This is a genomic window from Streptomyces sp. NPDC002742 (genome assembly GCF_042888885.1).
GTDB lineage: Bacteria > Actinomycetota > Actinomycetes > Streptomycetales > Streptomycetaceae > Streptomyces.
Genome location: NZ_JBIAQF010000004.1, coordinates 297,265 through 310,734 on the forward strand (window position 1 = coordinate 297,265; position 13,470 = coordinate 310,734).

At 72.2% G+C, this 13,470-nt stretch carries 8 protein-coding genes; 2 read left to right on the forward strand and 6 right to left on the reverse strand.

Translation table 11 applies throughout. From position 1 onward, the window contains the following. Window positions 1-326: 326 nt before the first annotated feature. The 6 genes from ACFYW8_RS08735 to ACFYW8_RS08760 all read right to left on the reverse strand — a co-directional run bounded on the left by ACFYW8_RS08735 (window position 327) and on the right by ACFYW8_RS08760 (window position 11,165). Window positions 327-1,469 carry an LLM class flavin-dependent oxidoreductase gene (locus ACFYW8_RS08735; protein ID WP_389069314.1) on the reverse strand — a complete coding sequence of 381 codons (1,143 nt, stop codon included), beginning with the start codon at window positions 1,467-1,469 and terminating at the stop codon, window positions 327-329. Then, on the reverse strand, window positions 1,469-1,993 hold the full coding sequence (locus ACFYW8_RS08740) for an SRPBCC family protein (protein ID WP_389069316.1): 525 nt from the start codon (window positions 1,991-1,993) through the stop codon (window positions 1,469-1,471). The genes ACFYW8_RS08735 and ACFYW8_RS08740 overlap by 1 nt, the downstream gene beginning before the upstream one ends. Before the next feature lie 424 nt (window positions 1,994-2,417). Beyond that, window positions 2,418-3,689, reverse strand: a complete 1,272-nt coding sequence (locus tag ACFYW8_RS08745; RefSeq protein ID WP_389069319.1) for a TIGR02679 family protein — start codon at window positions 3,687-3,689, stop codon at window positions 2,418-2,420. A 254-nt stretch (window positions 3,690-3,943) separates the two neighbouring features. Further along, a complete protein-coding gene (locus ACFYW8_RS08750) occupies window positions 3,944-8,230 on the reverse strand; it encodes a TIGR02680 family protein (RefSeq protein ID WP_389069321.1) in 4,287 nt (1,428 codons plus the stop codon). A gap of 8 nt (window positions 8,231-8,238) precedes the next feature. Then, window positions 8,239-9,486 carry a TIGR02678 family protein gene (locus ACFYW8_RS08755; protein WP_389069323.1) on the reverse strand — a complete coding sequence of 416 codons (1,248 nt, stop codon included), beginning with the start codon at window positions 9,484-9,486 and terminating at the stop codon, window positions 8,239-8,241. Further along, window positions 9,483-11,165 (reverse strand): TIGR02677 family protein, encoded by a 1,683-nt coding sequence (locus ACFYW8_RS08760; protein WP_389069326.1) that lies wholly within the window; start codon window positions 11,163-11,165, stop codon window positions 9,483-9,485. The genes ACFYW8_RS08755 and ACFYW8_RS08760 overlap by 4 nt, the downstream gene beginning before the upstream one ends. 382 nt (window positions 11,166-11,547) lie before the next feature. Here ACFYW8_RS08760 and ACFYW8_RS08765 point away from each other — a divergent pair, with 382 nt between their 5' ends. Further along, window positions 11,548-12,201 (forward strand): hypothetical protein, encoded by a 654-nt coding sequence (locus ACFYW8_RS08765; RefSeq protein ID WP_389069329.1) that lies wholly within the window; start codon window positions 11,548-11,550, stop codon window positions 12,199-12,201. Then, complete coding sequence (locus ACFYW8_RS08770) at window positions 12,201-13,094, forward strand: hypothetical protein (RefSeq protein ID WP_389069331.1); 894 nt, start codon at window positions 12,201-12,203, stop codon at window positions 13,092-13,094. Before ACFYW8_RS08765 ends, ACFYW8_RS08770 begins: the two co-directional genes overlap by 1 nt. The last annotated feature ends 376 nt before the right edge of the window (window positions 13,095-13,470 follow it).

Consider the following 13,470-nt stretch of genomic DNA (forward strand, 5'->3'; position numbering starts at 1 on the left):
GCACTGGGGACTTCGAGCATCCGCCCACCGGCCCCTCCCCCGCCACGGGGGTTCCGCCGACCGGGTGACGGCCGGCCGCCGCCCGGCCGGCCGTCACCTCCGGGACCGTCGGCGGGGCACACGGGGCCGGCGGCGGACACGGGGTTGCCCGCCTCGAATCCGGCCGACAGTTCGCGGAGGACGGACCGAGCCACGGACACGGTCGCCCCTGCCCGTAGCAGCCTGACGCAGCAAGCGTTCGGTTCCGAGCACATCACCCGACAGAGCAAGTCATCCGGTCAGAGCAAGTCACTCAGAGCGCGTCGCCGGTCAGAGCGCGTCGCAGGTCAGACGGACTCCCCGAAGGTGACAGGCTTCTGGACGGCGACCGGCTTCTGCACCGCGGCCGACTGCTCGGCGGCAGCCGGCTCCTCGGCACTGACCAGATTCTCCGCGGATACGAGATCCAGTGCGCGCCCCAATGTCGTGAGCCGCTCGTCGAGGGTCTCACCGGCGGGGTAGAGGCGAACCGTGTCGACCCCGGCCGCGCGCCAGACCCGGAGCCGTTCACGGATCATGTCCTCGGTGCCGATCAGGGTGGTGCCGAGGACCATCTCGTCGGTCACGAGTTCCGCGGCGCCGTCCCGGTCCCCGGCCTGCCAGCGCTCATGGATCTGGGCTGCGATCTCCGCCCAACCCTGCCTGCTGTAGGCGGAGTTGTAGAAGTTGGTGGTGGCGGAGCCCATCCCGCCCAGACTGAAGGCGAGTTCCTTCTTCCGGCCCGCGACCATGGCGCGCAGCGCGCCCTCGTCCTCGGCGAAGGCCACTTCGGCGCCCTGGCAGACATCGAGGTCGGCGCGGCTTCGGCCCGCCGCCGAGAGGCCCGCGTCGAGGTGGTCGAAGTACGCCTCCTTGGCGCCCTCGGGCACGAAACTGGTGCCCAGCCAGCCGTCCGCCACCTCCCCCGTCAGTCGCAGCATCTTCGGCGAGAGCGTGGCGAGATAGACGGGCAGGTCGTGCTCGGCGCGCATGGACATCCGCATGGGCCGTGCCTCGCCGCCGGGCAGCGGGATCGTGAACTCCCTTCCCTCGTACGAGAGTTTCTCCCCGGCGACCGCCTGCCGGACGATCTCCACGGTCTCCCGCATCCGGGACAGCGGGCGCGCGAACGGCACGCCGTGCAGTCCCTCGATGACCTGGGGGCCGGACGGACCGAGGCCGAGAAGGAAGCGCCCGCCGGAGATGTTGGAGAGCGTGATCGCGGCACGGGCGATGGCCGACGGGGTGCGGGTCCCGAGCTGGATGATCCCCGAACCGAGGAGCATCCGCTCGGTCCGCGCCGCCAAGTAGCCCAGCGGAGAAGGGGCTTCGGAGCCCCAGGCCTCCGCGACCCAGCAGATGTCCATCCCGAGCTTCTCGGCCTCGACCACGAAGTCGACGGTCTCCCGCCAATCGCCGGACGACGCCTCGATCGTCGTGGAGGTACGCATCACACACCCGCCCCTTCCGCGCTTTCGGCCAGCTTCCGGATCGCCGCGACGGTTTCCGTCATGCTCCGCTCGAACTCCCTCAGCCGTACGAACACGATCTTCTGCTCCTTCTCCGGCATCCGGTCGATCGCGAGGGAGAGCCCCGAACGGCCGGGCCCCATCCGCATCCACTGGGTCAGCTCGGTGCCGCCTTCCGCCCCTTCCAGACCGAACCGCCAGACAGCGCTGGGGTGTTCGGGGTCCGCGACCGCCCAGGCGAACGCCCGGTACGGCTCGCACTCCACCACGTACGAGGTGGTCTCCCACTCCCCCAGCGACTCGTGTCTGCTGCGCCCCACGAAGCGGGCGCCGACCGTCGGCCCCTTCGCGCCGTCGAGCCACTCGACCGACTGGAGCTCCGCGCTCAGCTCCGGCATCAGCTGGATGTCGGACACGAGCTCCCACACGCGCCGCGGTGGAGCGTCGATCCGTGTCCGCACCTCGACCGTCGGCTGGTCCGCGTAGCGCGCACCCGTCCACTCCATGAGTCTCCGGCCTTCCTCTCACCCCGAGGGGACATCCCGTTCCAGGTCTCTGACCTTGAGAGTTGCGTAGATAGACTGACCTGTCAAGGAAAACCGCCCCGCCACACGGGCCGGGAGCGAAAGTCGAAACGGAAGCCCGAACGAAGCGGAGGAAAAGTGGAGGCGGGGCGAAAGAGGAGGCGGAGGAAAGAGCGCTTCTCCATGAGTCCCTCGTCGACCAGTCGGCGGAGCCGGTCGGTCGGCGTGTTGCGCGCGATACCGCGCTCCTGCTGGAACGCGTCGAACCGCTTCCCGTGCCTCAGCGCGTCAGCCCGTCAACACCCCCGCCGCTCCGCGCCTGCCTCTCTGCGCCCCCGCACCTCAACGTCCCTGCCGCTCCGCGCCCCCGCACCTCAACGTCCCTGCCGCTCAATGTCCCTGCCGTTCAATGCCCGTGCCGCTCCAAGTCTGCAAGCAACGCGTCGAGTACCACTTCCTCCTCGACCCGGACCCCGAGTTCGGCGAGGGTGACGGCCAGGGCGGGATCCCACGGAGTGGCGGCGGGCGCGCCCGTCAGCGCCTGGGCGGCCTCGCCCAGGCCGGCCGCCGCCGTCCGGTAGTCGGCGGCCGTGTAGCGCCACGGCAGCCAGGGGACACCGCGCCGCAGCGCCGTGGCGATACGCACACCGCCCCAGTCGAAGTCTCCGTGATAGCGAAGGCCCGCTCCCTGGGTGGTGAGGCCCCGCAGCAGAGTGAGCGCGGCGGCCGAGGGCTGACCTTGGAGGCACACCATGGGCGGACAGGCCGGGCCGAACATGTCGGCGGCGGCGGACAACACGGCGGGGTTCTCACAGACGTGGACGGTTCCCGTCGCCGGGACGGCGGGAACCCGGGGGTGACGGGTGAGGGAGCGCAGGGTGAGGACCGCTGGTTCACCGGCGTCGGCCATCCAGTCGAGGGACGGGGTGCCCCGCAGGTTGAGACAGAGGACTGTCGATGACACGTCGTCCTTGAGCAGACCGGCGGACGCCCACGCTTCCCGTCGCCACTGGGCACCGGCGCCGTCCGGGAAACCCGTGAGGGAGCGGACACCCGACAGCACGAGAGTAGCGAGCGGCGTCCCCTCGTCCAGGGCATGCGCGCCCGAGAGGTTCCGCGCCGCGAACGTCGCGCGTGATGTCGGGGGTACGACGGGCAGCGAGCGCAGCGCCCGCACGGCGGCCTCCACCAGGGAGCCGGCGGCCTCCGGCGTGTGCGCGAGCCGCCGTACGAGCCCGTCGTTGCGTATCCGTCCCGCCCAGTCGGCGAGTTCGGCGCCGAGGGTGCCCAGCGGGGCGTACGCCACTTCCCACGCCCGCGCCTCTTTGTCCCGCGCCTCGGCGCGCAGCGTGACGGGGCCGGTGAGGGTCACGACAGCGGCCGCCAGTCCGTCACGGCCGGCACCGGAGCGGCGCAGGACCAGGTCCACCGTGTCGAGGCGAACCGTCAGGGAGCGCCCGGCCTGCGGCGCCCTCCCCAACAGGCTCTCGGTCGCACGGCGTTGGGATTCGGTGGGGTGGGACAGGGTGACCGGGCCGGTGAGCGCGCGGCCGCGGGCCATCCGTTGCCGGGCCCGCTCCACGAGCCAGGCGAGACCGGGATCACCGAGCAGCCGTCCGAGGCGTTCGACATCGCCCGGTTCGACGTCCTGAGGTGCCGTGGGTGGCGCGGCTTCCACGACACCCGCCTTGTTCTCCGGCCCCACGGGATCCCGAGACAGGACCGGTCGATTCGGTCCCTCGGGTCCGTCGGGTCCGTCGGGTCCGTCGGGTCCGTCGGGTCCGTCGGGTCCGTCGGGTCGATCCAGCCGGTCCGAACGGTCGGGTCGATCGGGTCGATCCAGTTGGTTCGGTCGATCGGGTCGATCGGGTCGATCCGGTCGATCCGTCCGTGCCGAACTCCCGGTCGCCGAGGAACGCGGCACGGGAGGATTCATGTCCACAAGGACTCCTGGTCCTGGTCCCCGGTGCCGTCCACGGCGGCATCCCACCCCTGCCCGGCGGACGGCGCCGTCGCCCCGCCCGGGGCCCCGACCGCGACTCCACCCGGGGCCCCGGCCACGGCGCCACCGGCCGCCCCGACTCCAGCTCCACCCGGCGCCTTTGGCCGGCCGACAGCAGGCACCGGGTCCCCCGGGGTGTTCACCTGCCCGTCGGGCCCCGTGCCGCGCCGCCGGTCGCGGCCGTCCCACTCCCACCGGGTCACCAGGACGGCGGCGATGTCGTCGACGCGGGAGAGCTGGGCGATGGCGATCCCGGGCACCTGTGGATAGCAGGCCCATTCCCGTTCACTGGTCATGACGACGTCGAGGTCGAACGCGCGCAGCAGTCCGAGGCACTTGGCGCGGGAGTCGTCGTCGACTCCCGCGAACGCCTCGTCCAGGGTGACCAGGCGCGGCGCGTGGGAGCCGCCCGCGCTCGCGTAGTGGGAGGACGCCGCGGCGAAGAGGGGCACGGACGCCGCGAGTACCCGTTCGCCGCCGGAGGCGGGCCCCGTGGCCGGTACCCACTTGCCGTGCTGGTGGCGTTCGACGCCGAACTCGTGCCAGGCGCGGTAGTCGAGGGCCGCGGTGAGGTCCTCCAGCCAGCTGCCGGTACTGTCGTCGGCCTGGCGGCGCGCGATCTGCTCCTGGAGGAACGCGCCGACCGCCTCCCTGTCCCGCGGTGACCAGGCGTCGGCGGACTGACGCAGCCGTTCACGGGCCGCGGCCAGTCCCTGCGGGGCCCGGCGGGACGACCGCCAGACCAGCCGCAGCTTCATTCCCGTCGAGGTCGGGCGCTCCTCCAGCTCCCTGTTCATGGCGCGCACCTGTCGTTCGGCGGCACCGATCAGTTCCTGAAGCGTGCCGGCGACCTCGGTGATCAGATGGGTCTGCAGGATCTCGCGCTCGTGCGCGGACAGGATGCGGGTCAGTTCGGCGACCTCCGCGGAAAGGGCTTCGGCGAGTTCGGGGACGGCGCGTTCGCGGCCCTGGTAGACGATGTCCACCCGCATGCCGTCCTCGCCCGTCCGGGCCGTCGCGGTGTGTCCGTGCCGGGACAGCGCGTCCTGGAGTCTGCTGAACTCCTCGCTCAGCCGCTTCTGTACGCGTTCCCAGGCCGCGTCCGAGTCGTCGGTGGCGGACAGCCGGGACTCGATGGCGCGGGCGAGGTTGACGGCCGGGGTCGCCGCCCATGCCTCACCGTCGCCGTCCGGTACGACGATGTCGGGAAGAGCCACGACGAGCAGTCCCGTCGAGACGAACCGCCGCAGGGCCGCGACGGCCCGCTCGCGGGCGGCGGTCGCTTCCGTGACACCCTCGCCGAGCTGCTCGATGCGTCCCTCGGCGTGGCTGGCGCGCCGGTCCGCCTCGCCCATGTCCTCCTGGGCCCGCCCTCGTTCGCTCTCGCAGTCGCGCAGGGCCGCGGTCGTCGCCTCCAGCCGCCGCTGGAGGTCGGCGACGGCCGCTCCGACCGTGGAGCGCAGGGTGGTGAGGTGCTCGTCCGCGGCGGCGGCGAGCCGGGTCGCCTCCTCCGTGCGCAGCGCGAGTTCACGGACCCGGAGTTCGGCCCGTTCGGTCTCCGCCTGTTCGGCCGCGACCGTGTGTTCGGCCTCCGTGCGTTCCCTCAACGTCGGCCACAGTGCCGCGAGATGGGCGGCGTGATCGGCGAGCGCCTGAAGCACGAGGGCCAGTCCGGGCCGGTCGGCGGGGAGCGACATGTCGGCCGCGGTTTCGGTGAGTTCGGCGGCGGCCCGGTGTGCGGCCGCGTCCGCGCGGGCCAGGTCCGCCGTCCGCTCACGGTGCCTGGTACGCGCCCGGTGGACCGCGTCGGTCGCGGCGGTGACGCGCGCGTGGGCCTGGCGCAGGGTGTCGTCACCCGGCACCGAGGCGAGTTCCGCGTCGAGGATCCGGCGGCGCTCGGCCACCGCGCGCCGCTCCTCGGCCAGTTGCTCCCGCTCGACTTCCAGAACACCGCATTCGAGGCGGAGTTGACCGATCCGGGCCCGCCGCGCCTGCTCCCGCGCCCCCTCGCCCACGTACTGGGCGCTGTCCTTGGCCCAGCTGCCGGTCAGCGCGCCGACGCGGAATCGGCCGTGCACGGAGACCCAGGTGTCGTTGCCCTCGACTCCCCAGGGGGTCGCACCGGGCCCGACGCCGTCCTGTTCCGCCAGCCCGATCGCGGCGAGCACGCGTTCGACCGTCCGTTCCCCCACGGCGGCGGCCCCCGGGTCCGCGTGGTCGACGGCCGGGCACAGCGCGTGGTCGAGGCCTGCTCCACCGAACGGGTCCGCCGGATCGAGCAGCACGTCGTGGCCGTCCGCGGCCAGCGCGGACCCGTCGGGACGCACCCAGGCGTCGAGGAGCCCCGATGCCTCCAACGCGGCTTCCAGTCCCGCACGTTCGGCTTCGGTGACATGGGGCCGGAAGTCGACGAGCCGCCACAGCGGGGCGCCGGGACCCCGTTCCCGGACATGCGGTGTGCGGGTGTACGGGGCCGACGGGCCGCGCTGCCCGCCCCTTTCGAGATCGGTGAGTTCCTCGGCCGCGAGACGCTGCCGCTCCGCGCGCCCCGCCTCCCGGTGGGCCAGAGCGGCCGCCCGGTCGGCCAGGCCGGACGCGTGGGCGCGATGGGCCTCGGCCGCCGCCGTGAGCGCGGGGTGCGGGCCGTCCAGACCGCTCACCCAGCTCTGGACCGCGTCCAGGACGCCGGGCAACCCCGGCAGGCGCAACTCCGCGCAGCGGGACAGGTGTTCCCGCACGTCCGCGATCAGCGCGCGCCCCGCCCCTGCTGCGTTCTCCTCGGCCTCGGCCAGCCGTTCGCCGCTGTGCAGGACCTCTTCGTCGGCCTCGTCGGCCCGCAGCCCGGCCGCCCTGCGGGCCTCCTCGGCGCGTTCGGCCCGGGTGGCGAGTTCCTCCACGTGCGCGACGGCGCGCCGCCTGCGCGCTGTCGCCTCGTCCGCCTCCCGGCGCAGGGCCGCTTCGGGAGCTCCCTCGGTCCGGGGGAAGTCGAGCCGGGCCGTCGCGGCGGTCCCGTCGACCCGGCCCCGGACGTCGTCCAGTGCCTTGTGCGCCGCGCTGCGCCGATTGCTCGCGGTGGTGAGCCTGCCGAGGGCCCGGGTGTGGGCCTCGGCCGCCGTCCGCCGGTCCTCCTCGGCCCGCGCCCGTTCCCCTGCCGTACGGGAGGCGTCGGCCGCCGCCTGTTCGAGCTCGCGGGCGTCGCGCATCTCGGGTCCGGTCCGCAGGGCCGCGTCCTGGGCGCTCAGCCGCGCTGCCCGCTCGTCGAGTGCGGCTGCCCTTTCCCTGGCGTCCTTCCGGTCCGTCACGGCCTGCTCGCGGTCGGCCTGCGCCTTGAGGAGTTCACGCTGGAGGTGCTCGTAGCGGGCGTGTTCGCTTCGGGGCAGGCGGGCCCGGCGCCGGGAGGCGATGCGTGCGTAGCGCCGGTAGTGGTCGAGGAACGCCGACGACGCCTGTTCCGCCTCACGTGCAGCCCGCAGTTCCTCCTTCTCCTCGTCCAGCGACCTGAACGCCTCGGCCGCGTCGGCGATGACCGCCTGGTCCATCGGCGGCAGCGCCTCGGTCAGGGCCCTGGACAGGGCGGCCTCGTTGGGCCGTTTGGACAGTTGCGGCTGGCGCAGCTGGATCAGCAGGTCGACCAGTGCCCCGTAGCGCCGCTCGCCGAGCCCGAAGAGCGCCTCGTCGACCGCTCGGCGGTATGTCTTGGCGGTGTCGTAGACCATGCCGTGTCCCGCGACGGCCTCCGCGAGACGGTCCCGGGACAGGGCCGTGCCGGTGGCGTCGAGCAGATCGAGACCGGCACCGATCCGCTGGTCCGTCACCGCGAACCAGTGTCGGGCGATACCGCGTCCGGCGACCGCCTTCAGTCCGCAGAGCAGCGTACGGAAGTACGGCTCTCCCGTGGTCTCGTCGAGCCGTCCGAACTCGATCCAGGTGTAGCCGAGCCGTTCCGGATGCGGGTGTTCGCCGCCCAGGAGCAGATTCCATTCCATCCGCTTGCCCGGGTCGCCGTCGGGCTCGACGCGGCGGGCGGAGAGGTCTCCGTCGAGCAGGAAGGGCAGGGTGAGGGCGAGCACCTTCGACTTCCCGGTGCCGTTGTTGCCTCGTAGCAGCAGGCGGCCGTCGCGGAACCAGAACTCCTCCACGTCGTAGTGGAACAGGTCGACGAGCCCGATGCGCAGGGGCCGCCAGCGGCCGGGCGTGGGGCTGGGGAGCGTGGTCACGGCGCGGTTCACCTTTCGTCCTCCACGATCGGGTCCGGTACGACAGCGGGGCTCCGGACGCGTCCCGGTTCCCTGACCGCGGGCTCGCCGACCGCGTACCTCGCGAGGGCCGGCCTGGGCACGACGCCCTGTTCCGTGCGCTCGGCGAGTCCCAGCGCCACGATCTTCTCCAGGGCCTGTTCCACCAACTCGTGCTCCGTTCCCGGTTCTCGCGCCGACTTGGCCCAGAAACCACCGTGTTCCGCGGCCAGTTCGCGCACCCTGGACGCGAGTTCGTAGGGAGTGACCGGCCTGTCGGCCCGCGCCAGGTATCCGGCGAGCAGCAGGGTGATGTGTCCGTGTGTGCCCTGCTCCGGCATGCGTACGTCGGTGAGCTCGTCGTGCGGGTCGACCATGGCGATGCCTTCGGCGCGGATCTCCGCGACCAGTCCGGTCAGTTCGCCGATGCGCGCGGTGATGAAGCCGCGCTGCCGGGTGAGATAGACCAGTTCCTCGTCGGTCAGGTCGTCGTAGTAGAGCACCGGGTCGTCGAGGAGGAGGCGGGTCAGCTTCCAGCGGATGGCGCGGAACCTCAGCTCGTCGCTGTCGAGCGCGGTCTGCGCCGTCATCTCCACCAGGCGTTCCTCGAACCCCTCGGATCCGATCAGGGACGGACCGTGCCGGGCGGCCGGCATCCCCGCCAGCACACGCCGCCGTACGTCGTAGAGCACGTCGCCCGATCCGCTCACATACGCGTCCTCGTCGCCGGCCACCCGTCGCAGCACTCCGAGTCGCAGCAGCAGTCGTACGACGGCGGCGAGGTCGAGGCGTTCGTCGCGTCGCTCCAGGGTGAACGTGATTCCGGCGGCGGTGAGTTCGGGGTCCGCGGCGGCCAGCACGACCTGTTCGGCGAGGCGTCCGAGCGCCACCTGCGACTCGCCCCGCTCCAGTGCGGCCAGGGTCAGGCACAGCAGGACGTAGCGGCGCCGGGTGAACGGCAGCGCCGCCCGGCCAGCCTCGCGGGCCGGGTGCGTCGCGTCGCCGAGGGTGCCCGGTGTCTTGCGCAGCCGTGCGGCGTCGGCGTCCGTGCGCAGCGTCCAGCCGACGTTGCGCTCGAACCACTCCCGCAGTTCGGCGGAGTGGCGGCGCACCAGCCGGAACGCGTCGGCGTACGGCCCGTCGGCGGTGAGCAGGGGCTCCTTCAGCAGGGCTCGCGCGGCCCGTTGGAGATCGGCCTCGCGCTGGCCGTCCAGCACTTCGGCGAGGAGGCCGGTCATCGTTCCCTCTCCGAGGGGGCGGTGGCCCGGGAGAGCCGCTGGGAGATGTCCGCCCGGGGAACCGGCACGGCGGCCCACGGATTCGCTTCGGCCGGGGCGCGGACCGGGCCGGCGGACGCCACGGCGGAGGGGTTCTCCCCCGCCGTGAGGTCGACGATGTCGATCAGGTGATCGGGTCCGCTGAACACCCCGTCCGGTGTGCGCACTTCGGCCGTCGAGCCGTCACCGGGCGTGGTCAGCCGGATCTCCATCGAGCCGTCCCCACTGGTCGCCGCGGTGCTCGTCATGCCCGGCCGCCAGGTGGCGAGGGCGTCGCCGAGCAGGCTCAGGAACAACTGGAAGGCGAGCGGGTCGAGTTCTTCCAGCCGGGACAGCCGCACCGGCCCGCCCGTCATGAGCCGGTTCCGGGCCTCTCCGGCCTCCCCCGCCTGCCGGGCCGCGATCGCGGCGAGCCTGCGCTTCGCCTCGCTCCGGTCAGCCACCCTGCGTGGTTTGCCGCGCCGCTCGTAGCTTCCGGTACGGCGCAGCTGGGGACTGATGCGCAGCGGTCGTGCCTCGCGCCACGGGGTCGAGGCCGGCTCCGGCGAGGCGGCCCGTTCGGCCAGCGTGTCGGCGTCCACGGTCAGATGCCGGGAGGAGTGCAGCCCGAACGCCACTCGCCACAGCCGGTGCCGCGTCTCGTCGTCCGGTGCCTGGGCGAACCAGCGCGCCAGCGCGCGGAAGTCGGCCGAACGGTCCGAACGCCCGGCCCGCCGTTCATTCAACTGCCGTACGACTGACAGAAGTTGAGGAATGGATCCGAGGGCTCGCCCGCGCAGCAGCCTGGCCTGCGACGCACGCTCCTCCGACGACACGAACCACTCCGCGAGCCCGGACCACCGGGCGGCCCATTTCTCCCGCGCCGCCGCCTCGGCGTGCTCGGCGTCCTCGGGAGCGGCGTCGGCGGCCTCCCGGACCGCGGCCAGGCCCAGCAGTGGCCCGACCCTGCCCTGATCCTCCAACTCCCCGATCAGCAGGGCGATCCGCCCGCCGAGCGTGATGAGGTCCTGGATGAACCGCTCCAGGTACTGGATCAGCCGGTCCTTGTACGCGAGGAACGCCTCGACCTCGATGTCGTGCAGGTCGATGGTGCGCTGGAGGGACCCCATGAAGGCGCGGGCGTTGTCCGCGAGGTCGGTGAACCGCGCCGTCAGCACGGACAGGGCGACGTAGGCCTTGGCCGGGTCGGGCTCGTCCTCGGCCGCGATCACCAGCAGCGCCCGCAACTGCGTGACGATGTCGTGCAGCGCGACCGCCTGGAGCTCACCCCGCCGCCCCAGCACCTCGTCGTACGTCCCGAGCGCCGCCTCGGCCGCCTCGCCGGCCCGCGTGAGCTGGTAGATGTACCGCTTCCGGTAGAAGTCCTCGACCGCGGTCACCCGCGCGGTGTCCGGATCCGCCCGCAGATTGCCCCAGCCGACGAGACTGTCCAGCGACTTCACCACCGCCTCCACGTCGGTCGGCCTGTTCCCCGCCCCCATCGCGGCGTGCACGTCCTCCGGCCGCAGATGCACCGCGAACCGTTCCTTGGCGACGAGGAAGGCCCGCATCACCTGCCGGTAGAGGGCGGCGTTGGGGACGGTGAGGTGGGCGAAAGGGGTGTAGTCGGCGGAATCATGGCCGGGAGTCTGGACTGTCATCGTGGGTCCATCCTCCCGGAACGGCATCCCTCACCCCCCGCGATGTCCGATTTTCGCCCGTCTTTTCGCCCGCCCGGGTAAACGGGGGCTCCGCCTCGTCGCGGCTCCGCATCCCTCGCCGACGCTCCCTGCGCTCCGCCGGGGCACCGTGCGGATACCTCCACCGCGCGGGCGCCGACCCGCACCATCGGGAGTGGGATCGGCCGCTTGAAGCGCGGGAGCAGCGCGCGGCAAGGCGTTGGACGGCAACGGCCGGACCGCTTCAAGTGGTCCCAGGTGAGCACCGGTTGCCCTGTCCTGACGGAATCTCGGGTGGTGTCACCATTTGCCCCATGGATGGCGTTGGTTTACTTGCGCAACCCCACCTCAACAGGAGTCCAGAGTGAGCCGCACGATGAAAGACCCGGAAATATCGTCCCGCTTCGACGGGCGAGGCCACGTCGAGTTCCTCCTCGGCGGCTTCGAAGGCCGCCACTCCAACAAGATCACGGCGATCGGCTACGACTTCGGCTACGACCTCCGGGCAACCGAGATGCCGAGCAAGAGCGCGGTCCGTCTGGTCTTCGTCCGGAACGATTCTCCGGCAGCTCGACAACGTGCCCAGCGGACTCAGGAGCGCCTGCGCGCGGGAGGCCCACTCCTGCCGGCGTGGGACGCCCCCGCCGCACAGCCGGGCACGGTCCGGCCCGTCACGGCCGAAGAGATGACGTCGGCGCGCCGGGGTGTCACCGCCTACGAAGCCGACGGGGCAAAGAGTTCTGCCCTCGTCGTCGCGCTGCTCAGCCTCGGGTGCTTCATCGTCGCAGGAGCACTGCGGGACCGGCCGGGCGCCGCGCTCGCCGTGCTGGTGGTGTTCGCCGTCCCCTTGGCTGTGACAGCGGCGTTGATCCCTCGATGGATGAAGCGCCGGTACGAGAAGAACCGGCGGCTGGTGGATCTCCACGACCAGCAACGGATCGGCCGGGTCGGACCCCCGCCACCGCCACCACCGCCCGGCCCCTCCGACCGGCACCCTCGCGCAGGGGACGGACCGTGATGCGGATCGATGAGGCGCGGAACAGGCGTACGCGTCACCCCGTCCCGCTCGCGGTGGGCATCGGCTGCTACGTGCTCGCGGCGATCGCGGGGCTGTTCCTCCTGGCGGACGAATACGGTCCCGCCCTGTTGGTGCCCCTGTGGATCGTGCACGGGGCGCTGCTCACCCTGCTGATCCGGAAGCTGGGCGCCAAGGAGTCCAGCACGTACACGGCGCTGTTCATCGTGATCACCTCGCTGATGTCCGTGTACGTCGCCACCATGGCACGCGACGATCTCACGCTGCAGCGGCGCGGGGAGAAGGTCACGGCCACCGTCGTGAAGAAGTGGCTCGACCCGGCCCAAGGGCGCAAGGGCCGCGACTACAACTACACGCTGGAACATCAGGACGGCACCAGGGTGCCGGGGCCGGCCATGAAGACGACGTCCGACCGCTACGGCATCGGCCGGAGAGTGACCGTGCTCGAGGACCCCCGGGGCGAGCTCCGCCCCCGGACACCGGGCCAGGCGGACGCGACGGGCGAGTCGCTCGGATCAGGTGCGTTCGCGCTTGCCGCACTCGGCGCCGTCGGCTGGACGGCCTGGCGAGGGTCGGACACCGCGAGGCGGCGGGACCACGGTAAGCCGTCGGCCGGCATGCGCAGGACGTGCAAGGCCGTCACCGGGAACCACACCACGCGGGAAGCGCAGGAGGAGAGGCTCCGCGAGGCTCTGCGCACGTACCCCGCCGACCGCCGCGGCTACATCAAGGTCCAGCCCGATGACTACCCCGGCCTGCCGCAGCGACGAGCCGCCCGGATCGCCTGGGAGATGGGCCTGCGTGCCGAGGCGACGGGCAACCGGGGTTCGTGGCGCTTCAAGGAGACCGTGATCGAGGAAGTGCCGCACGACTGAGCCGGGCACACGAGAGGCCATGAGCCACGCGCTCTCGGTCCCGATGGCGCATTCCCGTCGGGGCTTTGTCGCGCGCGGAAGCAGCACCGCCTCCGAAAGGCCCGCCGCCGGTGGAAGGTGCGGAAGGACCTGCGTGCCACGGGGAAGCGCAGCCCGTCCACGTCGTGACCTCGATGCCGACGCCCCCACCCGCCGCCGTGCACCCCGGCCGGAAACAGCAACGGTTTCGCAAAGAACCCCACTTGAGAGACCGAACAGACAGGTCAAGATCATACAGAACGTCATCTTCCCGCCATTTGGGCGATGTTAGTTTTCATCCCGCTCTGACTCGACCATCGGAGCAGCTCGGCCACCGAGCACCACCAGGCGCAAGCAA

Coding starts and splice junctions, on each gene's coding strand:
- ACFYW8_RS08735 (WP_389069314.1), bottom strand. CDS start 1,469: ATGCGTACCTCCACGACGATCGAGGCGTCGTCCGGCGATTGGCGGGAG.
- ACFYW8_RS08740 (WP_389069316.1), bottom strand. CDS start 1,993: ATGGAGTGGACGGGTGCGCGCTACGCGGACCAGCCGACGGTCGAGGTG.
- ACFYW8_RS08755 (WP_389069323.1), bottom strand. CDS start 9,486: ATGACCGGCCTCCTCGCCGAAGTGCTGGACGGCCAGCGCGAGGCCGAT.
- ACFYW8_RS08760 (WP_389069326.1), bottom strand. CDS start 11,165: ATGACAGTCCAGACTCCCGGCCATGATTCCGCCGACTACACCCCTTTC.
- ACFYW8_RS08770 (WP_389069331.1), top strand. CDS start 12,201: ATGCGGATCGATGAGGCGCGGAACAGGCGTACGCGTCACCCCGTCCCG.